This window comes from Streptomyces sp. NPDC006739, from assembly GCF_042869815.1.
Classification (GTDB): Bacteria; Actinomycetota; Actinomycetes; order Streptomycetales; family Streptomycetaceae; genus Streptomyces.
This window is the reverse complement of the sequence record NZ_JBIAGM010000037.1, coordinates 28,219-51,875: the sequence shown is the minus strand read 5'-3', so window position 1 is coordinate 51,875 and position 23,657 is coordinate 28,219. Positions and strand designations below refer to the sequence as shown.

The window sequence follows — 23,657 nt, the reverse complement described above, 5'->3', positions numbered from 1 at the left end:
TGGTGGACGCGTTGACAGCCGCGCCGGACCTGCCACCATCGACCGCCGCCGCGCTGTCCCACGAGCCCGCCCTGTCCGGCGGCGGGGCGGGTCGCCTTCCTCACGACGCACCGGCCGGCCCTGTTCAGACCGACCTTCGGGGGTGGCCCCGAGACAGCGACGGACCTCGACGGGGCCAGCCCGCGCTTCGTCGTCCGCCTGAACGAGCGGCTCGCGTCCGGAGGGCTGATGCGCCTACTCCGATCGATCGGCCATCCGCCGACTACCGCTCATCGGCCTGGGCGCGCAAGCAGGTGAACGACTTCACGCCGGGCGGATGGTCCGGGAGGGCTCATGACCCCGGTCGGCGCATGGGCGGCCCAGAACGGTAGTTCATTGGATCCGGAGGTAGAGGTGGAGGCCGTGTCCGGTGGTGACCGCGTCGATCAGGGCCTGGAGCTCGGAGGGTGGGTCCGCGTCCGTCCAGGCTCGCCACCAAACTGTTGCGGGTGACGGCTGGTGTCTGGTGGCGGCGGATGGCACGGTCGGAGCGGTACCAGTCGTCGCTCCCGAGTAGGCGCAGTCGGCGACCACCGCCCGGCAGCCGGAGCCCGCCTCCTTCCCGCGGGCCGCGAGGAATGCGGCCGGCTGCGGTTTCGTACGGACGGCCGGATACAAGTTCGTACGGGAGGCCGAATACCAGCGGCCGCGGGCGAAGGGATGGGCGGGGGTGCAGGAAGACGCGTGCAGCGGCCAGTAGACGCGGCCGTCGGTCGAGCCCGCGGTCACCGTGACGATGCCGTTGTCCGTCTTGCCCAGCCGGGCCGGCCACTGCCGGCCCCCATGCGCCATCCCCGTGCCGTCCTTGCGGTCCCCGGAATCGTGGATCACGATGACCCGCCGTCGTGCTGAGCCGTCGCCGACTGATCGCGCAGCAGCTCAAGGCGCCGGTCGTTGACCAGCTCGACCTTCCCTCGCCGCTGGGCCAGGCCGAAGAAGAGGTCGTCGAACCGGCCGGTAGTCCTCCAACGGCCCCGGCCCCGGCGCAGGCGGACACGGACGGCCAGCGGTCATCTTCAGCCCCGGCAAGGCAGTTGACTCTACCCACCGGCCTACGACCAACCCACCCTGGCGTCACCCCGTACCGCCACCCGAATCAACGAGCTACCGGTAAGCAGCACCAGCTGCGCGGCGTCGCACCCCAACGGCGTCCTGGGTGCGACCCGAGGTTGTGGATGTCAAGGTGATCATAGTCAGCGGCTGCGAAGGGACGGTCACGTGAGCACGTCAAGCGAACTCCATGCCCGGTTGCGCTGTTCGGCTGCGCGGGCGGTGCACCGTGCCGGGCCGCTTCTCACGGCGGCGGTCATGGTCGTGCTCGTGATGGCGGCAGGCGGCTGTGCCGGGGAGCCGTCGGGGCGCGCCACGGACGCGGTCGCCAGTCCGGCCCTGCCTCAGGTCTCGGTGGTCGACCACACCTACCGGGTGCCGCGGCCGCTGCCCGATCGCCCGCCGGGCACGCTGATTGCCGCAACCGACCACGGAAGTGACACGCGCTTCGGTGGCGCCCGGCGCTGGACCGTGCTCTACCACTCGGTGAACGCCCGCCGGGCCGACGTCCCCGTCAGCGGCACGGTCCTTCTCCCACCGGGCGCACCGCCTCGCGGCGGGTGGCCTGTGGTGTCCTGGGCCCATGGCACCACGGGCGTCGCCGACTCCTGTGCGCCCTCGCAGCTGGCGAACCTGGGGTCCGACGCCTACGCCAAGGAAGTGCGCGCACTGCTGCAGGCGGGTTACGCGGTGACCGCTTCGGACTATCCGGGCCTGGGCACCCCCGGCATGCACACTTACCTGGTCGGCGCGGACGAGGGCAACGCGGTCGCCGACATCGTCACCGCCGCCCACCACCTCCTGCCCGACCTCGGAAACCTCTGGTTCGCCGTCGGGCACTCCCAGGGCGGGCAGGCGGCGTTGTTCGCCGCCCAGGCTCCCGGCCGAACGGGAGCCACCCGCCTGGCCGGTACGGTCGCCATCGCCCCGGCCAGCCACCTGGAAGCAATGCTGCCCGGCGTCAAAGCCTCGCACGTGCCCAGCGAGCTGTCCTTCGCCTTCTACGCGCTGGCCGGTCTGAGTGCCGCCGACCCCTCCCACACTCTGCGGTCACTGCTCGGGGTCCCGGCGGCAGACCTCGCCGTCCAGCTCCTCGCCCAGTGCCAGGCGGACGGCTATCGGTCGCTCAGCCACCTCGACACGGAGCAGGCCCTTCCGCTGAGCACCGGCCAGCTAGCCCGGATTGGTGAACAGATGGGCGCCTACGGAGACCCTGACCGAGCCGCCGTCCCCACACCGGTCCTGGTCGTCCAGGGTCAGGACGACCACGACGTGCCGCCCGCGTGGACCGCTGCCGTGGTCCAGAACCTGCGCCGCCTCGGCTCGCCCGCGACCACCGCCCGCACCTATCCCCGCGCGGGCCACGACCAGGTCCTCGGCGAGTCCATCTGCGACCTCCTGACCTTCCTCGACACACACGCAGGGCACACGCCCACCCCCTGCGCCCCCTTCCGCACCGACCGCGGCTGAGGTACGACAGGCAAGGGATGTCCACTGCTGCTGCACGGCCGGGGCGTCACGATCGACCGCAACAAGGTGTTATGACTCACCCCTCCGGTGATCTCTTGGATTCTGCCCGCACGGCCCGGCTGGCTGGCTGGCTGGCTGACGGACGCTGACGACACGACATGCACGCAACGGCGTGCACTCCTCCAAACTCGTCCGCCTCGCCTCCATCGCCGCGAGCCGACTGAGCAGCGATGCGCACCCGGAAAGGGGCCACCGTTCGGTATCCGAACCGGCCTGCAGCGGAAGGCGCCGATGAGGCGCGGGCAGCAGCTGGCCCCAGCTACTGGTCGGCACGTCCGGCCGACACCGTCTCGAGCCGCTTCGGGAGCCTATGGACGTCACCGAAGACCATTGCCGGGTCTGCGATCGCGTCGGCAGCGGCCCCTGGCAGTACCTCCTGCGCGCACCAGCACTGCGGGAGGAGCAGTACGCCGGCCGCGAGCAGCAGCACCGTCCACAGCCGCAGGGTCCCGAGCAGGGACGCGTCGCCGATGACGCCCGGCGCCAGATGCAGGCCCATGAAGGCGGCCAGAGACCATATGGGGACGGGGCGCTGCAGGCCCAGGAGTTCCCAGCACAGCGCGCCGAGGAGCAGGCCGGCGGTGTAGTAGTCGTAGACGCCCGGGTCCAGCACGATCCGGGCGCCGACCCCCAGCAGCAGCACCGCCTGCCAGCGGCGTCGCACGACCGCGAGCACGCCCAGGCCGCAGCCCAGGCCGAGCTGAGCCATGCGGTCCCACGAGGGTGTCCCGGCCGTGGCGACGCCGAGCGCGCGCAGGGCGGAGGAGGGCTCGTTGACGATGGTGTACTGCGCGGCGGTGAGCGTGCCCGGGTCGGCGATCACGAAGGGCAGCCAGGCGAGCAGGATGGTGGCGGCCGCGTAGACGGCGACGTGCCGCCGCCGAAGCCGTGGCACGGCCAGGACCAGCGGCAGGAAGGCCAGTGCCCAGGGCTTGGAATCGGCGGCCAGGCCCAGGCAGAGCCCCGCCAGCGCAGGGTTGTCCGCAATGAGGGCCCTGACGGCGAGCGCGGCGAAGAGCAGCGCCAGCACGTCGTCGAGGTGGCCGTAGTGCACGGACAGCGACTCCCATACGACGAGGAACACGCCCCCGCCCAGGAGCATGACCCGCTTGACGGCGGCCGGGCGTCGCGTCAGGTCCGGGCGTGCGAGCACCGCGCAGCGCTCCAGGGTGTGCAGCACCAGTAGGCCGGCGACCGTCATCGCCAGTTGGCCCGCCACCATCCCGTTGTCGGACCCGATCGTGCGCAGCGCCTCGGCGCCGACGAAGGCGACCGGACCTATCTGGAGGCCCGGATAGTTCGCGTAGAGGTGCAGGCCGCCCGTCGGGCTCGCACGGGAACCGTCGAACATCAGCGCACTGCCGTGGGCGAAGTAGTGCCACGAGTAGCCGCCGCCCGGCATGTACACGAGCAGCCACACCAGCGCCCACAGTCCGAGCGCCCACCGATGCCAGGGGCCTCGCAACGGCACGTCCCTCATCCCCACTTCCGCCGATCGTCTGTGTGGACCGCTTCCGAGGGAAGGACGTTCCTCCCGACCTGCCGGGTTCCCATCGATTTGGTGTGGGTTTGCCGTGAACCGAGCCCGCCGGACGCGTGTCGACTGCCGCTTTGTGGGCGGCCAGGACGTGGGGGTGGCCGCCCTTGGTGTGTGTTGCGCCGGCGCAGACAGGCGTGCAGGGCCCAAGGGTCGCCGACGTCTGCTTCTGGCGCATCACATCTGCGCGGGGGGGCGCGGGCGGTCCATCGATGCCGCCGGTGCAGAGCGTCGCGGTGACGGGCGGTAGGCCGCCGAGGAGGTCGTCGAAGGGGGTACAGAAGCCGAACTCGCGGTTGACGTCGGCCAGCGGTCCCACATCATCATCGGCACGGTGATCAACGCGATCGGGAACACGCGCAGCAGAGCCAGGAACGGCCAGCCGGCCGACGCTATCGCCCGGCAGCGGAGAAGTGCTCGACTCCGGTCATGAGTCAGCTGTGGCCGGACGCGCCGGCCTACCTTCCGCCCGTCTACGCGTCGTCGGCTCCTGCCCGCGCCGCTTCCCGGTCTCGCCCGGGGTACGAGGGCACGACCTCGTTGAACACGTTGTCCACGATTACGGCGGTGATCTCGGGAATCCCAACCAGGGCCAGGAACGCCCACGGCGAGCTGCCCCGTCACGTCCGGCGGCGTACGTACGTGCCCTCGCGCGGACACCGGTCGCGGCCACCCAGGTTGACCGTCGGCGGTGTGGGCAGGGGCACGCAGCCGATGCCACGTCCGTCCCGGCCGACCAGGGCCCAAGCCTGGGCTCCGGCCAGCCTTTCACGTCACGGCCTTACCCGGTCTCTCAGACACGCTCCTGCGACCGCCGACCTGGTGCCGACGCCGTAGCGGACAGCCGATCGGACCCCGCGGCCAGGGCGGGTACGGTCGCGCGACCTACCTGCTCCCAGACAGACCGCCCTGCTCGCGGCGCAGATCGCTGAGGGTTTCACCGAACTCGCGTTTCAACGCCCTGCCCAGGTGTTTGCTGTCGTCTATTCCCCATCGTGCTGCGATCGCGGCTGTGGAGACGTCCGCGGAGGCAGGGTCGAGAAGATCCCGGCGGATCCGTAGCAGGCGCTCATGCCGGACCCAGGCGGCGAAGGTCAGGTCGCTTCCTTTGAAGAGCGCATGAAGGTGCCGGACCGAGATGTGGTGGTGACGTGCGACGCGTTCCCCACTGAGGCGAGAGTCGCCGAGGTGGGCCAGAGTATAGGCGCGGATACGGTCGACGAGTGCGCTGGCGACGCAAGCGCGTTCAGGGGTGGTGTCGGCGAAAGCGGCAAGGAGGAGCGCGGTGAGTGCGTCGGCCAGATACGTACGTGCCACACCCTGATGAGGGAGGTCTTCGTTGACCGTCGACAACGCGTGGCTGAGGAGTCTGCCGATCCCATCTCGAGTGGGTACGGGCAGCGCCGTGCGCCGGCTTATGGAGTTCGCGTGCCTGCCGAGACTTGCCCGGGGAACGCAGAGCACGGTCATGTCAATGAGATCGGCACCGATCAGCCGGTAAGGCCGGGTGTTGTCACAGGCAAACAGCTCACCGGGTTTCACCGGCACGGTCCGGTCGTCCTGGGTCGCCGTGACCGGACCGTGGTGGTGCAGATTGAAATGAACCCACTCCATGTCGCTGGAGGTGATGCAGCGGTTGTCCCGCGTCACCGTTGCGGCGGTGGCCTGGATACGAGCGACGACCAGGGGCCCGATGTCCGTGTGGTCGACCACGGCTTCGAACGCCTTCCGGCCCTGGTCGGTCACCCGTAACGGGGCGAACAAGGCCGAGGCAAGCGCCTCGAACGACTCGGTTCCGCTTAATCGGCAATCCTTGCGGTCGGTCATCGCGGTACCTCCAACCCCTGTCCTTGCATAGGCATTTTACTGCCGTGTTATGCCCTGTGCACGAATTGGGGGGCCGCGGTGCGCGCGATGGTGCCCTGGAGCCACGGATCACACCTACGGTCGAGGAGGAGCGATGCACATCCCGAACCAGCAGTGCGTGGACAGAGTTCGGAGCGATCAGGAGGAACACATGCGACGGGGCACCGATCCGGCACTCGGCCCCATGACTGCCCCAGCGAGCAGAGCCGCCGTGGCGATGTCGACCCGGTGGCGTGATCGACCTGTACCAATGCGCCGATTACAAAATTACCGGGTTCGGTGATGGATCGTGGATCGCCGAACGCGAGCATCCGGCCCACAGGGCTTGACTTCATTGATCTCAGAGCTGGCTTTGCTCGTCGTGGACTTGGTCGAGCCGTCCAAGGGGGAACATGGAGTTGCGCGAAGTCCAGACCTTCCTGGCGGTAGCGCAGGAACTGCACTTCGGCAGGGCCGCCACTCGACTACGCGTGAGTCAGGGCCGTGTCAGCCAGACCATCCAGGCCCTGGAACGAGAGGTCGGTGCGGCGCTCTTCGAGCGGAACAGCCGCCGCGTCAGGCTGACCCCGCTCGGTGAGCGCTTCCATGGCGGAGCGCTCCGCGGCTTCGAAGAACTGCACAGGACGCTGACAGACTGCCGGGCCTACGTACGCAACTCCGCCGGACAACTCCGTGTCGCCTACGTCCCCGAGATCGGGCACGCGCGTCTTGGTGAGGTGGCCGCGACCTTCGCGCAGACGCACCCTCACTGCGACCTCACACTCAACTTGACCTGGATCAATCGCTTCTTCGATGCGTCTCTTCTGCTCACCGAGATGGAAGCTGACGTCGCGCTCGTCTGGGCTCCGGGACCCGACGGCAAGGCCGCGGAGAGCGAGGGACTGACGGTCGGCGAAGTGCTGCATTCCGAGGGACGCGGCGTGGTGGTGCCCGTGGGGCACCCACTCACACGGTACGATGCCGTCCGCCTCGATGATCTCAGGCCGTACGAACTGCTGCGGTTGCCGGAGGCCGTGGACCCGGGGTTGCGTGAGAGGTGGACCCCCGAGCGCACACCTGACGGGCAGAGGCTCAGCTACACCCGGGAAGACTTATGTGAGTTGACGGGGCGTGCGGACCTACCGCCTGAGGACATCCTCACACTCGTCCGTCAAGGGCGCGCTCTGCACTTGTCGGTGGCTTCACTGCTGCAGCGACTCAGCTACCCGGGGCTGGCACTTGTCCCGGTCGTAGATCTGTCCGACGCCGTCATCGTTCCTGTGTGGCGGACGACTGCGGAGTCACCTGCCGTACGTGCCTTCGTGGAGGCGACCACCGCAGCGTTCTCTCCTGCTGATCAGGGAAACAGGGTTCGGTAGACAGGGTGGCTCCGAAACGTGTGGCCGTGGTGTGCCGAGATGTGCTCCCCGATGTAGCGGCCGTTCGCCGTACTCAGCGCGCCCGTCACGTGGTAGTCGGGGTGGATCCCGTCATCGCTTGTCTGTGTGACGACTGTCAACGCCAGGCGGTCACCACGCTCGACGGGAATCTCGGAAGGGAACAGTGGAATGTACACGGAGGCCCAACTGGTGTGGTGCGCCAAGGCGTCGAGGGGAGGGCACGAGGGGAGGTGGAACAGCTGAAGCCACAGCAGGACACCGTCGACATGTCCCGCTCGATCGACCTCCAGCTCGACCCGCTGCTCCTGCTCGGTGCGCAGGTCACCGTTGAAGTGGAGTTCCTCGATCGGCGCACTGGTGGTGATCACGCCTCGCGGATCGGGTTCCTTGATGCGCAGCCTGACGTCGAAGAATCCCTGGTTCCAGGCGAAGATCTTGGTGAGGTGGGGCACAGCGGACGGTGAGAACGCGATCTTGTGCCGGTCGAGGACCTTCCGCAGACACACCCCGGCAGCCTGCGTGGTGCAGCGGTCGGGAATGACGACGCCGTCATCCGTCATAAGACGGCGACGCGCATCGCTGAAGATCGCCGCGGCTCCCTCCGCACCGGCTATGGAGCCGATGATCTCGGCGACACACAGGTCTGCCTGCGGCTCTATGGTGAGCTCGCTGGAGTTGCCGTGCAGAAGGGTGATCGAATGATCGAGGTTCCATGCCCGAAGGTTGTGCTCGGCGGCGCGGAAGGTCTCGTCCATGACTTCCATGGCGACGGCATGTTCGGCCCCTGAACGGATGCTCTCCCGAGCCCAGTTGAGGTACTGCCCGGTGCCGATGTCCAGGGCGACCCGCCCTGGTGCCAGTTTCCGCAAGGCCGCTCGAAAGCGCTCATTGCGCAGAGCATCGCTCGACAGGGTGTCGTAGAGAACCTCGTCGTAGATGGGATATTCGCCGACGCTCGGCCACACGGTGGAGCCCTGGCCGGCGTCCGGGTCGATGAGGACACGTGTCGTCGACGAACCGTTCACCGTCAGTTGGTGGTGGATCAGCATGCCTACGTCCTTTCCCGGTTGCGTCGGCGGATCGAAACGGCCGGCCGGGGCACTGTCGGCCCCCGACGATATGGACAGGTGAGGGCCAGCGGTGTCACACCGCGGCGCGTGAGGCGACGGTCTCGTCGAACATCTGGGTGTACAGCTCCGTACCCAGATCGAGGAAGATCGCCAGATCCGCGTAGGCCTTCTCCGCGCTGCCGTAGACCTCGACCGCTTGGGCCGTCGTGGCGAACATCATGTCGTCGTGGCCGTGTGAGTCGTCCAAGTCGATGTGAGCCTGGGCGCCGCGTGTGCACTGCGCCCCGAACTCCCGGGCCGCGGCATCGGTGATGGCCTGCATATAGCGGTCGGACCACCACTCCAAATACCAGTCCCACAGCGCGACCGGCGCCGGGCCTCGCTCGTCCGTGGCGATCCGCAGATACCCCATGGTCTTTGCTGTCGCCGGGTAGACGTCTGTGGCGTTGATCTCTTCCAAGGTCACCCCGAGATGGGCGAGATCCTTGACGAACATGCCCTCGTGTCCGATCTCGTCGGCGAGATACCGCGCGAGCTTCGCCGCAAGGCGGTAATCGCCGTAACTCGCCTTGTACAGGGCGTAGGCGTCCGCGACGTTGTTCAGACGGATCTGCAGAACGACCTCCACCATGTACCGCTTGTAGAACTCCCGGTCCGTCCAGGTGCCTTCATGCCACTCCCGCAGGAGCGGCACCTGGTCGAACTGCTTGTGGGTGAGCTCCAGAGCGAGATTTTCGAGTCGCTCGCGGTCCAGTTTCTCTGCCATGGGCTGCTTTCTCCGATCACCGGGGAGGGGGCGGGAGTGGTGGTCTGCGTCATTCCTGCCGGCCGTCCTCACCAGGTGACCGGCAAGCTGTGGACGCCGTAGAACCCGGACTCATGGGCCAGTCGGACGTCCCGCGCAGGCACGGCCAGGCGCAGTCCGGGCAACTGGTGCAGGAGAGCCGTGTACGCGATCCGTAGCTCCAGGCGGGCCAGGGCATGCCCCAGACATCGGTGCAGTCCGTGTCCGAAAGCCAGGTTCCCGGAGTTCGTACGGTCCAGCTTCATGGTGTGCTCGTGCGCGAACTGCGCGCGATCGTAGTTGGCGGCGGGAAGCGAGACGGTGATGCTGTCGCCCGCCGTGATGGACTCCCCAGCGAGGTGGATGTCCTCCAAAGCGGTTCGTGGCACCCCGAACTGAAAGATCGTGAGGTAGCGAAGCAGTTCTTCGACGGCGGAATCGGCCAGATCGGGATCGCGTTGCAGGGCATTGCGCTGTTCGGTGTGGCACAGGAGGGCGAACACACCCAGAGCGATCATGCTGGACACGGTTTCGTGGCCGGCCGCGAAGAGGAAGACGCCGGTGCCGGCCGCCTCCTCGTCCGACAGATCACTGGCCGTGAGCCGGCTCAGCAGGTCGTCTTCAGGGTGGCGCCGCTTCCCGCGCACGATTTCGGTCATGCGATCGCTCAGTGCCGACATGGCGGCGGCACTTTCCTGCGCACTGGCGGTCAGGCTGAAGACGGTGGCGCTGTGATGCTGGAACGCGGCGTGGAAAAGGGGCGGAATGCCGAGTAGCTCACAGATCACGAGAGAGGGAACGGGGACGGCAAAGGCGGCCACGAGGTCGACCGGGGCACTCGTGTGATGCATCGTCGCTATGTGCGCATCGACGATTTCCTGGACACGGCAGCGCAGCGAGTTCAGTCGGCGGGCGGAGAAGTGCCCGGCCAGCAGCCGACGGAACCGTGTGTGCTGCGGCGGGTCCATGTCCACGAACCAGCCCGGTAGGGCCGGGGTGCCCAGAAAGGGATCCGCTCCCGGCCTCCGGATGGGCAGGCGCCTCGTCTCCGATCTGGCAGTGACGCGTCGATCAGCCAGTACGGACCGGCTCAGGGCATGTCCGGTGACGAGCCACCCCATGTGGCCGTCGGGGTACACGAGGCGGTGCAGAGGCCCTTCCTCGTTGAGCCGGTACAGGTCGACGGGCGGGGTGAAGGGGTCTGTTCGTAAGGTCGGCAGCGCGGTGAGCAACGGGCGACGCCTGCCTTCTGAGGTCGTGGGACGCATCTGGATCACGTCTGTGCCGTCAATTCGACAATGGCGTAGGAGCCGGCGGCGTGCATCCCGGACACCTTGCAGGACGCTTCCTCCGCCAGGGCGCTTATCTCCCGCAGTCCACGCTCCCTCGCCCCGAAGTAAGTGACCATCCGCAGGTCCTCCTCCGTCGTGGCCGATTCACCGTCCGCGCCGATCTTCTCGATGACCAGCACCGTGCCGCCGGGCCCCGCCGCCTGAGCGCAGCGCTCGAGGATCAGGCGCGCGTCGCCGTCGTTCCAGTTGTGCAGGATGGCGGACAGCACGTAGACGCCCTTCCCGGTCGGAAGCGGTGAGAAGAAGTTCCCGGGAACGAACTGCGCTCGGTCCGCCACCCCCGCCTCCGCCAGCGCCTGTCGTGCGGGTCCGGCCGCGGTCGAGACGTCGACGACCGTGCCCCGCAGGCGCGGAAAGCGGTCCAGCAGGGCGATCAGGAGTGTCCCGTTTCCCCCGCCCACGTCCACCACGTGTGCTGCCGACTCCCAGTCGTAGGCGGCTGCGATGTCCTCCGCTATGGTTTCCACTGCCTTGCCCATACGCCGGTGAAAGCCCGCGGCAAGTGCGGGGTCGTCCGCCAGGTGCTCCCAGAAGGAGTGCCCGTAGTGGGCGGGGAAAGCGGCCTGACCGGTACGGACCGCATGCAGAAGGTTCACGAAGGCGAGATCCGCGCTGCCCTCCGCGCCGTTGAGGTCCAGCCGGGCGCACAACCCGCTGGGGTCGCCCGCACGCAGCGGCGCGGCCAGTTCCGTCACCAGGTAGCGGCCTGTCGGCGCAGAACGCAGAAGCCCCAGCGCGCAGAGGTGGCGTAGCAGCCGCTCGAGAGTGGCGCCGTCCGCCTTGACCTCGATTGCCAACTCGGCCGCCGTTTTGGGGGCGTCGGTCAGGCGGTCGGCGATCCTCAGGGTCGCGGCCACCCGTATGGCCATGGGTGTCGCCAGGCTGGCCATCGCTTGCAACGCCGTGTCCTGGCGTGCGGGAACGGTTGCCGGCTGCGTGGTCCGAGTCACGGCTGCTCCCCTGTCGATGCGGTGGCGTGATGCACGAAGGCGGCCAGTCGGCGCGCGCCTTCCCGGATCTCCTGGCTGCTCAGGTAACTGCAGGACAACCGCAGTTCGTTTCCGCCTCCGTCACCGAGGTGGAAATAGGACATGGGTGTCCATAGGACGCCGAACTGCTGGGCGCACTGCTCCAGGAGTGCGACATCGACTGGAACAGGCAGCCTCAACCGCACGAAGAAGCCGCCGCGCGGCCGGTTCCAGCGCACCCCCTCGGGTCTGGTGCCGGAGGGCAACGAGCGGTCCAGTGCGGCCAGGAGCACGGCAAGCCGCTCTCGGTAGTGCGCCGACTTCTCCTGGCCGAGCTGCTTGATGGACCCGTTGTTCCGCAGGAGCATCCCACCGATGATCGCCTGCGAGATGGGAGACGTGTTGACGGTGACGGCGTTCTTGGCGGCGGCCAGGTGGCCGGCGAGAACGCGGTGCGAGCCGTCGGCATCCGCCACCACCTGATCCGCCACAGCGAAGCCCACGCGCGCACCCGGCGTACACACTTTGGCGAAGGTTCCGACCAGGATGACCCGTCCGTCGGTGTCGAGTGCCTTCAACAAGGGCAACTCGTGTCCCGGCGCGGCGGTGAAGCCGTAGGCATTGTCCTCGATGACCAGGAGCTTCTCCCGCTCGGCCACGGACAGGAGCTGGTGCCGAGCCCGCAGGGTCATCACGGATCCCGAGGGATTGGAATGGTCGGGGGCAGCGTACACGGCGCGCACGGTTCGGCCCCGCTGTCGCGCGGCGCGGCACGCCGCGGCCAACGCATCGTGGTCCAGGCCGTGTTCGGTTTCCGCGATCGGGACGATCCCGATGTCCAGTAGTCGCGCCGCGCCCGTGACCCCCGTGAAACACGGATCGGCGACGGCGAGCAGGTCGCGTCCCGGCCGACACAGCACACGCAGCGTGAGCAGCATCGCCTCCTGCGCCCCCACGGTCACGACCACGGAGTCGGGCGACAGGTCCAGGCCGTGATCTTTGCTGAGGGCGTCGGCGATCAGATCATTGATGAGCCCGCGGCTGGGTCCGTACTCCAGCAGACGCCGGTGCTCGTGCGCCTGCGTGGTGCCGCGCAAGACGCTGACGTGTCGTGTGTAGACGTCGATGCAGTCGGAGACGTCGAGGTCTTTCACAAACCGCGGGTGAGGGGCCCCCGGAGCGAACGAGATCGCGTCCGGGTACCTCGTCATGATCTCGTTGAGGAACTCGATCGACTCCAGGGCGGGATCGTCCAGGACGCCGTGCAATTCTGCTTTCGGCAACCGCACCATCAGGCTCCGACCCGCCTGGACGTGGACCATGTACGGCGCAGCTTGTCGAGTACGTCCATGTCGTACAAGCGGTGCGACTGGATGAACGCGAACTCGGCGAGATACCGGCGGAAGGCCTCGGGGGATTCTTCTGCGTGGTTGAGCATGTGGCGGTTGGCCACCACGGCGGGGTTGTCGAGGGCGTCCGCGGCCCGTTCGACGGCTGCGTCGACCTCTTCCGGTTCCACCACCTCGTCGCACACGAGCGCGGCTTCCCTGTCCAGGGCCCGTATGCGCCGGCCACCGAGGATGAGGCGGCGAGCCAGCCGGCTTCCGGTGAAGCGGGTGAGGCGGAGGTTGGCGGCTCCCGGCACGATGCCCTCTTGCGCGGCAGGCAGACTGAAATAGGTGTCCGAGGCCGCGATGACCCAGTCGAAGACGAGCAGCAGCTGCATCCCGCCTCCGATGGCGAACGAGTCGACTGCCGCAGCCCAGGGCTTGTGGGCGGGAAGGACGTATCCGACGGGGTCCTCCTGTTCGGCGGTCGTCAACCCCCATACGATCTTGCCGATGCAAGCCAGTTCACGGCGCATCAGGAACTCGAGGAAGGAGATTTCGCCCGAGTCGAGTGCGGCGAGGTTGATGCCGGCGCTGAACACGCGGCGGCCCCGGTAGCGGGGATGCGTCATCACCCCGCCACGCAACACGCCGACACGGATCCGGTCGTCCAGGAGGACGAGGTCGATGGCGGTCTCCAGATCGTCGACGAGTCGGTTGTCCTCGGCGTTGAGGCACTGAAGGTTGTGCAACGTCACGTGCGCGGCCGCGCCCCGCCGCTCCACCACCACGGTCTCCAGTTCGACGCGGTCGCCGCGCGTGAACTGTTCCCGTAGCGCTGTCGCCCGCTGGGTCGGCTGCAGCATGACGTTCATGAGATGCCGCCCGGCGAGTTCGTCGTTCAGGACCGCACGCAGGAAGATGCCCTGCGCGATCTCCAGACCGTCCTTGTCGGCTTGTGGCCGTTTGCCCTCCGCTGCCATGTGCGCTCGATCCGGGACAAGCCCGGGAAACACCTCCGACACGGTGAACAGCAGCTCCGTAAGGCGGAGTGATCGAGTGCGGGACTCGGTGACGGCGTCGTAGACGCTTCCGGCGTGCGCCGTGAGGAACTGCGTGCGTAGGCGGTTGCACAGCGTGAGAACGTCTGTTGCCGCCCGCTGCTGGGCCGCGTCTCGTCGCGGCTTGGTCGGTAGTCTCCCGAGCAGCGTCTCTCCCCGTTGGACGGACTGGGTCAACGCGTCGGCATCCTCTGTGAGTGTGCCGCGGAAAAGGGGGGCGGCATCCTTCGGTTCGTGCGTGCCCGTCATCGTTCAGTGCGCTCCCTGTCCTTCGGCCCCTCTTCTGCGCTGTCCTGTCCGCGTCGCCTGATTTCCCGGTCGCAGGCGGCGAGATGGACGCCCAGGGCTTCCTCATAGGTGCTGGTCGGCGCCTCCAGGATCAGCTGGCGCAGAACGGCGAGGTCACGACCGGCCGCTCTGCCCAGCAGCAGGGCCGCCGACCGAACCGCCTCCGAAGGGGCCGTGGTGATCTCGTCGACCAGATTCAGTTGCTGGGCGCGCCGCGCGGTCAACTCCGCGCCCCACATCAGCAGCTGCCTGCCCGCGGTCACGCCCACCTGGTTCACCAGGCGGTGCACCCCCATCCCGGGCCACAGGCGGCCTTCGCTGACCGGCAGCAGCAGCCTGACGTCAGGGGTGGCGATGCGGTAGTCGCTCGCCAGAAGGAGGTCGAGTGCCGGTCCACCGCAGGTGCTCTCGGCTACGGCCACACTCACAGTCGTCAGGCGCTCCAGCCGACAAACCGCTTTCTCCCATCGACTGACCTGCTGAGTCTCCACGCCGACGGGCCAGCACCGGTCGTCCGGCGGGATGGTTCCGAGCCCGATCACCACGACGCCGGCCCCGCGTTGTGGGTCTTCTTCGGCTCGGTCGCATATCGCGTTCAACGACGCGGTCAACTCCCCCAGTGGTGCCTTGGGGTCGACACGTAAGGTCAACTCGAACGAATCTGTGAGATCCGGTTCGCCGCGTCGCGCGCTCATGCTGCCCCCTGCCGCTTAGTATGTTCCGGGTCCCGCAGTACTTCCCTCACCACTGCAGCAGTGCCATCTCGATCGTCGCCCCGGGCCCCATGGTCATCAGGACGCCGTGGTCACCCGGCTGTGCGATGTCTTCGTCGAGCAGCCGCTCATACGCGAAGAGGAACGCCCCGCTGGAGACATTCCCGAAGTCGCGCAGTACGGCGGTGGTGTGACGTGTGTCGTAGCGGCTCAGTCCGAGGTTTACGCGAACCGAATCGATCACCTTCTTCCCGCCGGAGTGAATGACCCAGTGGGCTATGTCGCTGCGGCACAGTCCGGTGCCGTCCAGCAGGTTCCGCAGGACCGCCTCAGCATGCGCGCCCACGACATAGGGCACCTGTGGGTCCAGGTAGAAGCTGAACCGCCCGTGATCGTCGTCCCAGTCGTAGCGCATGGCGTCGATCGCCTGAGGAATGATCTTGCTGGAGAACTTGAGAACCGCCGGTGAGCCGGTGGGGCTGCCGCTGTCGGCCATGACAGTGATCGCCGCCGCTCCGTCTCCGAAGAGGCTGTTGACCACCGCGGTCCGCATGCTCGAATCGAAGGCGTAGGCAGCAGAACAGGCCTCTATGCACACCATTAGTGCCGTCTCTCCCGGGTGGGCGGTCGACCAGGCCGTTACGGCCGACAAGGCGTTGAGTCCTGCGTTGCACCCCATCCCGACGACGTCGAGACGGCCGGTTTCGTGCGGAATCCCCAGCTCTTCTATGAGCAGGGCACTGAAGCCGGGCGTGATGAATCCGGTCGAGGAAACGCAGCACAGGAAGCGCACGTGCTCAGGTTCGGCGCCGGATCGCTTCAGACAGTTCTCCACCGCGTCCCGGGCCATGGCAATTCCTGAGCGAACGTGCTTGCGCAGCAATTCACCCTGCGACTCGGTCCGAGGTCGGCCGTCCTCGTCGGCGGGAGGCAGGGTCAGATGCCTCCGATCGATCGCGCTGTTGAGGAACAGGGACCGGATGCGCGAGTCCTCTACAGCGAAAATGCGCAGCAGTTCATGCTGCGTGTAGGAGTCCGGTGGAGTCCCGGTCCCGGCCGCAGTGATCCTCGCCCTAGCCGTTGAGGTAGTCATCGGGCCCGCCGTCCCGGACGGTGTCCAGGGTGAAGCAGTGGAAGCCGCCGCCGAACAGCCGCCGGTGCCGATGCCGTACCGGTACGACCGTGAAGCCGTGCTTTTCGAGGGTGCGCATCAGTTCCGGACACGCATCGTTCACCAGCACGGTGTCAGGGCTCACGGAGAACACGTTCAGATCGATGAAGGGGCTGGTGAGAATCAGATCGTCGTCGTCATACTGGGGGAAATTGTTCGTCTCAGGGGCCGGCGGTACGATCGCCTCCCACGAGCGCAGCGGTGTGGGGAGTTGCTCCATCACGGCCGGCGAGCGCACCAGCAGAGTTCCGGGCCGAAGCGCCAGGACCATGCTGTCGATGTGGCTGTCGCTGAGCCGATGCACGCGGTGGATTCGGAAGCGTCCTTCGAGGTGGCGTTCCAGCCAGTCGACAGCCAGAGCGTGGTTGGCCGTGGACACGTTCGCCACGATGTCGCGCCCCAGACGCAGGCACTGAGCGCCGTCGAACATCATCTCGAAGCCGACGTCGTACGCCGAGGGCTGCGGATCATTGATCGGCTCCGTCGGGCCGCCGGCCGAGCTGTTGGCGTATGACGGATCGAAGGACGCGTCGGTCATCACAGGACGAGGCATCACCGTCCAGCGGGCGCCTTTGCTGAAATACTCCGCGAAGACGGCTGTGAGGAGTTGGGTCTCGAAGTAGCGAGAGCGGATCATCGGCGGCGTCTCGATGATTTCGTCGCCGAGAATGAGCGTGTTGTCGCGAATGTTCAAGGGTGGTACGACCGCAGCCGACCAGGCCGGCGTCTGCACTTGAGTCGTATCAGCCGACAGATCCATGGGCCGCAGCACCTTGACGGACATTGATTCCAGAGTGTCGACGATCCCCTCGATATCCTCGTTGAGCTCGTCCACATACCGCTGCTTGATCGGCGAACGGGCGGTCTTGGTTTCTCCCGGCACGGACAGCCTCGGGTAGTACCACTCCGAACGCGTGATGTTCTCGTGAAAGAACAGGTCAAAAGACAACTCACGCTCGTGCGAGCTGTAGTTCAGCGCCGAGCCCACAACGACTTCTCGCAGCGGTGACCACTCGTCGAAACTGTTCAGTGACGCCACTCGGTAACCTCCTTCAGCGGAGAAAGACAGCCTGCCCACCGGTTGGCCGCATTCGACTATGCCAGCCGGTGCGCCCCGCAGACAACGCCGTATTCCTAATCGCTCGATTAACTCTGCTAATCGTTCGAATCATGCACGGTCCGCACTGCGCCATCGCGGGACTCTTGACCCTTCAAGGTGGCCATGCCAGCCTTGGCAATGAATCTGCCGGCGGTGCACCATTCAGGTGTCCAGTCGCCCCACTGGCGTGCGGCGAAACAGCGGATTCGCATTTGTGCGGACCTGCATCGACAGAAAAGGATCGCGTCTATGAGTGCCGTTCAAGGCCGAAATCAGATAATTTCCCAACTCGCGGAGCTCAGCCCCGCGCAACTCCAGGAATTCCTGGAGGGGAATTCCCGGACGGATGTCAGTGGCACCGGGGAGTCCTTCTTCACGGGTCCTCGGGCGCAGAGTGTCCGCGGTACGGGTGAGTCGTTCTTCACCGGACCCCGCGCACAGACCGTTCGGTGACTACGGATTCTCCCCTGATTCACCTGCGCGGCAGAACCACGTGGGTGTGACTCTGAGGTGAATGCCGGTCCAGGAGCACCGCAGTCGTGCTCCTGGACTCACTGCCGCACGCATCGGAGGAAGTTGACGTACATGAAGCTACGGGCGCGGGTCAGGAAAATCGGCCGGACCGGGGTGCACCGCGAGTACAGCGCCGAGGAGACCTGGCAGCGCATCTCCCCGCATCTGCGGCGGGCGGGCATCACCCGCATGGCGGACATCACGCATCTCGACCACATCGGCATCCCGGTGTACAGCGCCATCATCCCGCGGTCCAACGACAGCATCTCCGTCTACAGCGGAAAGGGCACGCGCCCCCTCGACGCCAAGGTCAGTGCCGCGATGGAAGCGATCGAGCGCTACTCGGCATGGCTGCCCGTCCGTCCGGACCTCGTTGCTTCCTACGTGGAACTCACCGCCGCCGGCGAGAACGTGCTCCACCCCGGCGCCTGCAACCTCGAACTCACCCGCGACTACCGGGATGACAACCCCGTCTCCTGGCTCCGGGGCTGGGACCTGCTCAACGAGGAACACGTCCTCGTGCCCCAGGACGCGGCCGTGTACCAGGCGCGCCTGCACGAGCAGCCCTGTTACCGCATCACCACCACCAACGGTCTGGCCTCCGGCAACAGCCTTGAAGAAGCGATCTGCCACGCCCTGTGCGAACTGATCGAACGCGACTCGATGACGCTGGCAGAGCTGGTCAGCGGTTACCTGTCCCAGGTCCTGCACCACCACCTGGACCCGCTTGCGTACGAGCCGGAAACCGTTGACAGGCTGCGCGGTCTGCACCCCCATCTTCGGATGGAGTCACTCTCTCCCCGGGCGCAGGCGATGGCAGACATGTTCACATCAGCCGGCGTCGACGTGCGGGCGATCGATGTGACGGGTGACCTGGGCATCCCGAGCTTCTTCGCCGCGACCAGTCAAGACATCGGATTCGCAGCTTCGCAGGGGCACTGCGGGTTCGGTACGCATCCCGATGCCGAGGTCGCTCTGCTGCGCGCGCTGAGCGAGTGCGCGCAGGCTCGCGCCGTCGACGTCCAGGCGATGCGCGAGGACATCAGCCTCCCGGGTCAGGAGGTCACCAAGTATGAGCTGCACGTGCGGCGCTCCGCGTCCGTCGACAAGCACTCATGGGCCTGGGAGCCGGCCAGCCGCACCGTAGCCTTGTCCGACGTGCCGACATACCCGAGCGACGACGTCCGCACGGACATCGACCTCATGCTCGAAAGGCTTCGTGCGGTCGGGATACCCCAGGCCATCGTGGTGGACCTGTCGCCACCTCAGATCCCGGTCCACACGGTCCGTGTGATGGTCCCTCACCTCGAGTCCTGGGCGACCGACTACTGCCGAATCGGTCACCGCGGCGCGAACGTCTGGAAGCAGGCCCTGCAATCCCTCACGGACACCGGGCCGAGGACCAAGGCCTGACGATGCCGGTGACGCGTCGCCGTACGTTCGCAACGGCTACCGCGGCTGGACAACGCCGAGTTCCCCTGCCGCCTGCCTGTATGCCTTTCACTAGGAGTTCCGCATGCGACCCGCCGTCTTCCTCGGGCCGAGCGTCGACCGCGAGTCGGCAGCCCGCGAACTCGACGCCGAATACCTGCCCCCCATCGCCCGAGGCGACATAGAAAAACTATTGGACCGCAGCACTCCTCCCAACGCCATCGGCATCGTGGACGGCCGGTTCCTCGACAGCCTGTCCATATCACCCAAGGAAGTACTGCGCGCCGTGGATTTCGGGATCCCCGTCTATGGATCATCCAGCATGGGAGCCCTGCGGGCAGTGGAGTGCGCACCGTTCGGCATGGTCGGAGTCGGCCGAATCTACGAGGCCTATGCGACGGGTGCCGTCGAGGCCGACGACGAAGTCGCCATCGTCTATCACCCGCAGTCCCTCCGTCCTCAGTCCGAACCCCTGATCAACCTGCGATTCGCAGTGGAGGACGGTGTCGAGCGGGCGGTGATCGAACCGCAAGCCGCTCAAAGATTCCTGGAGGTCGCAAAATCCCTGTATTTTCCGGACCGGACGGTCGCGGCTGTTCTGAGGGTACTCCGAAAGGAGATCGGAGACGCGGCCACCGAACGCCTCGCCGACTTCTTCGCCAACAACGCACCTGACACCAAAAGGGACGACGCCCTGGAACTTCTCGCCTGCATCCGCCGGCAGGTGGAGCAGCCGGGGACGGTCGCCGAGTGACCCGGTCCTATCGGCAACTGTTCACCATACCGGGTGCGCGGCTCCTTTCAGTGACGGCGTTCGTCGCAAGGTTTCCGATCGCCATGCTCGGCCTCGGCATCATCCTCCTCACAGCCGCTTCCGGCTCCTACCAACAGGCAGGTACCACCGCGGCAGCCGTGATGCTCGGGTACGCCGTCGCGGCGCCCGCCGCCGGCCGTCTCACCGACCGATACGGGCATGCGCGCATCCTGCTCGGGTCGGCGGCGCTGCACGGGGTTGCGCTTGCCACACTGATCGCTCTCGCGACTGCTCGGGCACCCCTGGGCCTGATGCTTCCGGCTGCCGGCGTCGCAGGTGCTTCCCGCCCCCCGGCCGGGACACTGGTGCGCAGCCGGTGGGTCACCCTACTCGGTGACACGCGTCGTAATCCGCGGGGCGTGAAACTCGCAACAGCGCTGTCCTACGAGGCAGTTCTCGATGAAGTCATCTTCATCGCCGGCCCTGTGGTCGTCACGGGTCTCGCCGCTGTCGTTCATCCGGCCGCGGGACTCGTCTGCTGCCTTCTCATGACCTGCGGTGGGGCGACGGCACTCGCCCTTCAGCGCGAAACCGACCCTGGGCCGCAAGGAGGCCCGACCGCGACGGAGGCGTCCCCGGCGACGAGGACAGCGCTGGGCAGCCCGGGTGTCGTGGTGATCACCGTCGTCGCGGTCTTCCTGGGAGTCATCATCGGCGCGTTCGACGTGATCGTGGTGGCCCGTGCGCAGACCCTGGGCTCGGCTTATCTGGCCGGACCGGCCCTGGCCTGCCTCGGCATTGCGAGCCTGATCAGCGGCCTGTGGTATGGAGCGCGCACCTGGAGGGCCCGGCCGGAGGCGCTATGGATTCGCTGCCTTGCCGCGCAGTTCGTAGGCGCACTGACCTTGTTGCTCGCAAACCGTCCCTGGTCGCTCGTCCTGAGCGTATTCATCGCGGGCCTGGCCATTGCTCCGTTGGGGATTTCCGGTGTGCTCCTCCTGGAGAGGAATCTGCCCGGCGCACAGCTCAACGAAGGTATGAGCATCGAGTCGACGGCCATGGCCCTGGGAATCGCCGGCGGAGGATGGCTCACCGGAACCCTCGTGGACGCGGCGGGGTCGTACTACGTCCTTGGTCTCCCCGCCGCGGCGGCTCTCGTTGCCCTCGTGACCGCAGTCACCTGCGCACGCTGGATCAGGACGCCAGTGCCCGACACCCATCGAGTAGAGGAGCACGCATGACGCGGCTGCTGGTCGGCAACGACTTCATCGAAGAGCTCGACGACGCCGACGAAGACCGCCGGGCCACAGCACGGTGGTACGCCAAACGCACGCTGTTCTACGCGTGCCAAGGAGACGTTCTCGTTCTCCCGGAACGTCCCGCGGAAGCGTTCCTCACCTACGTCACCTCGCTCACCGGCACGGACGCGTCGACTCTGCGTATTGTGGCCCCGCCCGGCGGCCTGTTGTCGGCAGACGTCCTGCGCTCCGCAGAGCTTCGCGCAGCCGTGCGAGCGGCCCTGGCCGGTAGGCCTGTCAGCAGCGTCGTCATGCTGCACCCCGACCCGGCAGTAGTAGACCTCGCCCGCGCTCTCGACCTGATCGATGCCGTACCGGGCCACGACTTCATCAGTCAGGGCGGCGGTGCGCTGGTCAACAGCAAAGCCGTGTTCCGGGCGCTCGCTGCCGGGTGCGGAGCTCCGATTCCCGAAGGGGCGGTGTGCAATGATCCCGGTTCCGCGGTTCGGGTCATCAGCGGGCTCTTCGAGCGGGGCTGGCCGGTCATCGTCAAGCACGAATACCGGCAAGCCACCAAGGGCAATGAGATCCTCGCCCCCTCGGACATCTGGTTCACGCCCCGCGGAGCGCCCCGAAGCGTGACTCTCACCGACCGGGCCGGCATCACGAACCACCTGGAAAAGCACTGGGAACGACTGACCACATGCGGTCGCTACCGCTTGGTTGTCGAGCGTTACGTCCCCGAGTCGGACACGGTGTTCGCCGAGTACCGCATCACGGACGCCGGTGTGGAAGTGACCGGTGAGGGCGAGCTGGTGTACGCACCGACCCCCAGCAAGCAGATCATGCCCTCACAGAGACTCACGCACGACCAGCTCCAGAATCTGCTCACTCACAGTCGACGACTCAGCGAGCAGCTGCACGCGATGGGATATCGCGGCATGGTCGGTCACGACGCCGTCCTGACACCTGACGGTGAGATCCTCTTCACCGAGTTCAACTGCCGGACCACAGGTACGACACACCTCTACTCCATTATCGGTGAACGTATAGTCGGCACGGACTATCCCGAACACCGTGTCATTCTGGAACACGTGGGATGGAAGGTCCCGTCCTTCGAGGCCGCGGTCTCTCGGCTCAACGCGGCGGGGCTGGCATACGACCCCCGGCGTCGCGTAGGGGTCGTCATGAGTGAGGACTTCGATCCGGCACATGGAGACGTCTTCTTCTGTGCCATTGCCGAAGACCTCGACGCGGCCGCCGCATGTGAGAGTCGGGTGCTGAGTCTATTTCCCGACAGCTGAGCGGCGTACCCACCAACCCGAGAGCACAGGTGAGAGGGAATCGATGACAAACGTATCAAGCAACGAACTCCCGAGTCCCGTGAACACCACGGCCGCCACGGCAGACAGAGTAATGGAGCGCTTCCTCCTGATCGCCAACGGGCCTGCGTTGTTCAACGCGATCGTGACCGGCCTCGAAATGGACATCTTCGCCCGTCTTTCTGTACCGGGTGGTGCGACCTTCGAGGAACTCGTGGCCCATACGAAGATTCCATGTCACAACTTGCGGATCCTGATGCTGGCGCTGTGTTCAACCGAACTCGTCGTGAAGCAGTCGGATCGCTACACCAACTCGTCGGTGGCCGAGGACCTCCTTGCTTCCGATGCGCCGGACAGCTGGCGGCACATCATGATCGGTTGGCAGCGCATTTACTACCCGGCGTTCGCCCATATGACTTCGGCCCTGCGATCCGGCACGAACCATGCGGCACTCGCCCAGCACGCCGGGACCGAGGAATCGCTCTACCAACGGCTCGCTCATGACCCCACGCTGGAGGAGATCTTCCACCGGGCCATGTCCGCGTTCACCTTGCGGACCATGAGCTCCCTCACAAGCAACAAGGAATTTTCCCAGGTTCGACACCTGCTCGACGTCGGGGGTGGAAGCGGTACAACTGCCAGGGCGATCGCCGAGGTGCATCCCCAGATGAGGGTGACGATCTTCGACCTCCCCAGCGTGGCGAACAGGGCGATCGAGGCGATACCTGCCCCGCTGAAGGAACGGGTGCTGGCGCAGGGAGGTGATCTGTTCGAAGATGATTTCCCCGGGAACGGGGATGCGATTCTTTTCAGCCATGTGCTGGAGGTGTTTGACCCGGGCAGGATCATTTACCTGCTGTCCAAGGCATACAAGGCGCTGCCGGCTGGCGGAAAAGTCTTCATCTACGGATTCAACTCCCAGGCGGACGAACAAGGTGGAGTAAGCGCCGCGCGGTTGTCTCTCTATCTGAATATCCTGGCGAGCGGCCAGGGAATGGCGTATCCAGCTGCCGACTACGAGGAATGGTTGAGGCAGGCGGGATTCGAAGAGGTCGAGACGCGCCAGCAATTGCCGTACGAGCACGGTCTCCACATCGCGACGAAGGGCCGCCCAGCTTGATTTCCCATGCCGTGCACGTGCGTCTCCGCCGGCGCCGCATCGGG

General features: G+C 66.7%; 20 protein-coding genes. 8 read left to right on the top strand and 12 right to left on the bottom strand.

Going from position 1 to position 23,657, the window contains the following annotated elements; translation table 11 throughout:
* Positions 1-372 precede the first annotated feature (372 nt).
* Positions 373-870 (bottom strand): transposase, encoded by a 498-nt coding sequence (locus tag ACFYMM_RS39915; RefSeq protein WP_388396571.1) that lies wholly within the window; start codon positions 868-870, stop codon positions 373-375.
* A gap of 477 nt (positions 871-1,347) precedes the next feature.
* On the opposite strand from ACFYMM_RS39915, the gene ACFYMM_RS39910 reads away from it, so the two are divergent.
* Positions 1,348-2,559, top strand: a complete 1,212-nt coding sequence (locus ACFYMM_RS39910) for an alpha/beta hydrolase family protein (RefSeq protein ID WP_388396568.1) — start codon at positions 1,348-1,350, stop codon at positions 2,557-2,559.
* Positions 2,560-2,878: 319 nt separating this feature from the next.
* On the opposite strand, the gene ACFYMM_RS39905 is transcribed toward ACFYMM_RS39910, so the two are convergent.
* Positions 2,879-4,090, bottom strand: coding sequence for a hypothetical protein (locus ACFYMM_RS39905; protein ID WP_388396565.1), 1,212 nt, complete (start codon positions 4,088-4,090; stop codon positions 2,879-2,881).
* 951 nt (positions 4,091-5,041) lie between these two features.
* Positions 5,042-5,983 (bottom strand): helix-turn-helix domain-containing protein, encoded by a 942-nt coding sequence (locus ACFYMM_RS39900; RefSeq protein ID WP_388396562.1) that lies wholly within the window; start codon positions 5,981-5,983, stop codon positions 5,042-5,044.
* A 431-nt stretch (positions 5,984-6,414) separates the two neighbouring features.
* Here ACFYMM_RS39900 and ACFYMM_RS39895 point away from each other — a divergent pair, with 431 nt between their 5' ends.
* Entirely contained in the window at positions 6,415-7,380 is a 966-nt protein-coding gene (locus tag ACFYMM_RS39895; protein ID WP_388396558.1) for a LysR family transcriptional regulator, read from the top strand.
* Here ACFYMM_RS39895 and ACFYMM_RS39890 read toward each other — a convergent pair.
* From ACFYMM_RS39890 to ACFYMM_RS39850, 9 genes are all read right to left on the bottom strand, one after another.
* A complete protein-coding gene (locus ACFYMM_RS39890; RefSeq protein ID WP_388396556.1) occupies positions 7,359-8,450 on the bottom strand; it encodes a class I SAM-dependent methyltransferase in 1,092 nt (363 codons plus the stop codon). The genes ACFYMM_RS39895 and ACFYMM_RS39890 overlap by 22 nt on opposite strands.
* Positions 8,451-8,544: 94 nt before the next feature.
* Positions 8,545-9,237 (bottom strand): iron-containing redox enzyme family protein, encoded by a 693-nt coding sequence (locus ACFYMM_RS39885; protein ID WP_388396553.1) that lies wholly within the window; start codon positions 9,235-9,237, stop codon positions 8,545-8,547.
* Between the two features lie 68 nt (positions 9,238-9,305).
* Positions 9,306-10,523, bottom strand: coding sequence for a cytochrome P450 (locus tag ACFYMM_RS39880; protein ID WP_388396603.1), 1,218 nt, complete (start codon positions 10,521-10,523; stop codon positions 9,306-9,308).
* Positions 10,524-10,528: 5 nt separating this feature from the next.
* Positions 10,529-11,557, bottom strand: coding sequence for a methyltransferase (locus tag ACFYMM_RS39875; protein ID WP_388396550.1), 1,029 nt, complete (start codon positions 11,555-11,557; stop codon positions 10,529-10,531).
* Positions 11,554-12,897 carry a PLP-dependent aminotransferase family protein gene (locus ACFYMM_RS39870; protein ID WP_388396548.1) on the bottom strand — a complete coding sequence of 448 codons (1,344 nt, stop codon included), beginning with the start codon at positions 12,895-12,897 and terminating at the stop codon, positions 11,554-11,556. Before ACFYMM_RS39870 ends, ACFYMM_RS39875 begins: the two co-directional genes overlap by 4 nt.
* Entirely contained in the window at positions 12,867-14,213 is a 1,347-nt protein-coding gene (gene dpgC / locus ACFYMM_RS39865) for a (3,5-dihydroxyphenyl)acetyl-CoA 1,2-dioxygenase DpgC (RefSeq protein ID WP_388396545.1), read from the bottom strand. Before dpgC ends, ACFYMM_RS39870 begins: the two co-directional genes overlap by 31 nt.
* Complete coding sequence (gene dpgB, locus ACFYMM_RS39860) at positions 14,210-14,947, bottom strand: enoyl-CoA-hydratase DpgB (protein ID WP_388396543.1); 738 nt, start codon at positions 14,945-14,947, stop codon at positions 14,210-14,212. Before dpgB ends, dpgC begins: the two co-directional genes overlap by 4 nt.
* A 46-nt stretch (positions 14,948-14,993) precedes the next feature.
* Positions 14,994-16,058, bottom strand: coding sequence for a 3,5-dihydroxyphenylacetyl-CoA synthase DpgA (gene dpgA, locus ACFYMM_RS39855; protein WP_388396540.1), 1,065 nt, complete (start codon positions 16,056-16,058; stop codon positions 14,994-14,996).
* Positions 16,039-17,175 carry a glycine amidinotransferase gene (locus tag ACFYMM_RS39850; protein WP_388396537.1) on the bottom strand — a complete coding sequence of 379 codons (1,137 nt, stop codon included), beginning with the start codon at positions 17,173-17,175 and terminating at the stop codon, positions 16,039-16,041. The genes dpgA and ACFYMM_RS39850 overlap by 20 nt, the downstream gene beginning before the upstream one ends.
* 183 nt (positions 17,176-17,358) lie before the next feature.
* On the opposite strand from ACFYMM_RS39850, the gene ACFYMM_RS39845 reads away from it, so the two are divergent.
* The 6 genes from ACFYMM_RS39845 (at position 17,359) to ACFYMM_RS39820 (ending at position 23,613) form a co-directional block, all read left to right on the top strand.
* Positions 17,359-17,688, top strand: a complete 330-nt coding sequence (locus ACFYMM_RS39845) for a thiovarsolin family RiPP (RefSeq protein WP_388396534.1) — start codon at positions 17,359-17,361, stop codon at positions 17,686-17,688.
* 132 nt (positions 17,689-17,820) lie between these two features.
* Complete coding sequence (locus tag ACFYMM_RS39840; protein ID WP_388396531.1) at positions 17,821-19,161, top strand: YcaO-like family protein; 1,341 nt, start codon at positions 17,821-17,823, stop codon at positions 19,159-19,161.
* Positions 19,162-19,264: 103 nt separating this feature from the next.
* The gene (locus ACFYMM_RS39835; protein WP_388396528.1) at positions 19,265-19,933 is read left to right on the top strand and encodes a TfuA-like protein; all 669 of its coding nucleotides are present in this window, start codon (positions 19,265-19,267) and stop codon (positions 19,931-19,933) included.
* The gene (locus tag ACFYMM_RS39830; RefSeq protein ID WP_388396526.1) at positions 19,930-21,174 is read left to right on the top strand and encodes an MFS transporter; all 1,245 of its coding nucleotides are present in this window, start codon (positions 19,930-19,932) and stop codon (positions 21,172-21,174) included. The genes ACFYMM_RS39835 and ACFYMM_RS39830 overlap by 4 nt, the downstream gene beginning before the upstream one ends.
* Positions 21,171-22,475 (top strand): peptide ligase PGM1-related protein, encoded by a 1,305-nt coding sequence (locus tag ACFYMM_RS39825; RefSeq protein WP_388396524.1) that lies wholly within the window; start codon positions 21,171-21,173, stop codon positions 22,473-22,475. The genes ACFYMM_RS39830 and ACFYMM_RS39825 overlap by 4 nt, the downstream gene beginning before the upstream one ends.
* Positions 22,476-22,554: 79 nt before the next feature.
* Positions 22,555-23,613 (top strand): methyltransferase, encoded by a 1,059-nt coding sequence (locus ACFYMM_RS39820; protein ID WP_388396521.1) that lies wholly within the window; start codon positions 22,555-22,557, stop codon positions 23,611-23,613.
* Positions 23,614-23,657: the final 44 nt, after the last annotated feature.

Coding starts and splice junctions, on each gene's coding strand:
- ACFYMM_RS39870 (WP_388396548.1), bottom strand. CDS start 12,897: ATGGTCCACGTCCAGGCGGGTCGGAGCCTGATGGTGCGGTTGCCGAAA.
- dpgC (WP_388396545.1), bottom strand. CDS start 14,213: ATGACGGGCACGCACGAACCGAAGGATGCCGCCCCCCTTTTCCGCGGC.
- ACFYMM_RS39910 (WP_388396568.1), top strand. CDS start 1,348: ATGGTCGTGCTCGTGATGGCGGCAGGCGGCTGTGCCGGGGAGCCGTCG.
- ACFYMM_RS39900 (WP_388396562.1), bottom strand. CDS start 5,983: ATGACCGACCGCAAGGATTGCCGATTAAGCGGAACCGAGTCGTTCGAG.
- ACFYMM_RS39845 (WP_388396534.1), top strand. CDS start 17,359: ATGCCAGCCTTGGCAATGAATCTGCCGGCGGTGCACCATTCAGGTGTC.
- ACFYMM_RS39885 (WP_388396553.1), bottom strand. CDS start 9,237: ATGGCAGAGAAACTGGACCGCGAGCGACTCGAAAATCTCGCTCTGGAG.
- ACFYMM_RS39895 (WP_388396558.1), top strand. CDS start 6,415: ATGGAGTTGCGCGAAGTCCAGACCTTCCTGGCGGTAGCGCAGGAACTG.
- ACFYMM_RS39835 (WP_388396528.1), top strand. CDS start 19,265: ATGCGACCCGCCGTCTTCCTCGGGCCGAGCGTCGACCGCGAGTCGGCA.
- ACFYMM_RS39880 (WP_388396603.1), bottom strand. CDS start 10,523: ATGCGTCCCACGACCTCAGAAGGCAGGCGTCGCCCGTTGCTCACCGCG.
- ACFYMM_RS39840 (WP_388396531.1), top strand. CDS start 17,821: ATGAAGCTACGGGCGCGGGTCAGGAAAATCGGCCGGACCGGGGTGCAC.
- ACFYMM_RS39825 (WP_388396524.1), top strand. CDS start 21,171: ATGACGCGGCTGCTGGTCGGCAACGACTTCATCGAAGAGCTCGACGAC.
- dpgA (WP_388396540.1), bottom strand. CDS start 16,058: ATGACTACCTCAACGGCTAGGGCGAGGATCACTGCGGCCGGGACCGGG.
- ACFYMM_RS39890 (WP_388396556.1), bottom strand. CDS start 8,450: ATGCTGATCCACCACCAACTGACGGTGAACGGTTCGTCGACGACACGT.
- dpgB (WP_388396543.1), bottom strand. CDS start 14,947: ATGAGCGCGCGACGCGGCGAACCGGATCTCACAGATTCGTTCGAGTTG.